This is a genomic window from Microcystis sp. LE18-22.4A, assembly GCF_027531105.1.
Taxonomy (GTDB): domain Bacteria; phylum Cyanobacteriota; class Cyanobacteriia; order Cyanobacteriales; family Microcystaceae; genus Microcystis; species Microcystis aeruginosa.
Genome location: NZ_JAPZRB010000017.1, coordinates 1 through 1126, shown reverse-complemented (window position 1 = coordinate 1126; position 1126 = coordinate 1). Strand labels below are relative to the sequence as shown.

The following is a 1126-nucleotide window of genomic DNA, read 5'->3' as shown; positions in this document are numbered from 1 at the left end:
AGGTGGTTAGCTGAACGTTGGGAAAAACTGATAGTTTTATCGACGTAAGAAGCAGAAAAATTAGCTAAATTAACAGGATGTACTCTCAGACAATTTCAAGAGAGATAGGCTTTTAGTGGCTTGGGAACAAGCTTTATCAATCTCTTCATAATAAATATTGGCAGAGGACTAAAGATTAGTTATTGTGACTAACTCTTTTGATTAGAAAAAGATAAACTTGAGAATTTTCATTCAAATTTATTGACTCAAAATCAGCTGTACTTAATTTAAATGAATCAACCCTACCCGATGTCGGGGGGGCAGGTGGGGTGTAGGGTTTTACCGATTTTCATCTGGTCAATTACCTAATTTTCAGGGAAAAAGTCCCTGAATTTTCCCCCCGCTCACTCCCACGGCCGGTACTTTTGGATTGACAAAAAGTCTAAAAGTCTTATCCAGCAAGGTTTTTAGATTTATTCAGCCAGCCCTAATTAATGTTAGACTGGGGAGTAATCCACGGCTCATCACCAAAGTACAAACTATGACTACTGCTACTGATATAGGCACATTAGTCACCCGTTCCCCAGATATTGGTAAGGATCGTCCAGTCATTACAGGGACGGGAACCTCTGTTCGTCGAGTGGTTGTTTTGTATAAGCAAGGTGCAAGTGCAGAGGAAATCGCTCGTCGTATGAGCCATTTAAGTCTTGCCCAAGTTTATGCTGCTTTGGCTTATTATCATGCTAATCGCGATGAGATTGAAGCAGATTTGGCTGAGGAAGACGCTGAATACTGGAAGCTGGCATTATTGCACGGCAAAAAGGCTTAACAAATTTTTAGATGGACAAGATACTTTTGTACATTGACGAAGATTCTATGGATGAGGACTTCGTACAAGCCTTAAGATCGCGCAATGTGGATGTGTTGACAGTTGCAGATGTGGGAATGCTCTATCGCTCGGATGAAGAACAAATAGATTGGGCAAGACAAAACGGTCGGGTTATTTTTAGTGGGACTTAAACAAATTTCAAGCCCAAACAAAGCCTAAACTGGCTTTGTAAGCGGCAAACACATCCCGATTCTCGGTCAGCCACTCAAAGAAACGGAAAGACATCGCTGTCCGAAAAGCTGCCAAGGCTTCCACAAA

Annotated in this window: 2 protein-coding genes; both read left to right on the top strand. The window is 41.5% G+C overall.

Translation table 11 applies throughout. The annotated features are described in order from the left end of the window. The first annotated feature begins 520 nt into the window (after positions 1-520). Positions 521-808, top strand: a complete 288-nt coding sequence (locus O9295_RS00705) for a DUF433 domain-containing protein (RefSeq protein ID WP_002799328.1) — start codon at positions 521-523, stop codon at positions 806-808. Between the two features lie 11 nt (positions 809-819). Continuing rightward, the gene (locus O9295_RS00700; protein ID WP_288030947.1) at positions 820-999 is read left to right on the top strand and encodes a DUF5615 family PIN-like protein; all 180 of its coding nucleotides are present in this window, start codon (positions 820-822) and stop codon (positions 997-999) included. Positions 1000-1126: the final 127 nt, after the last annotated feature.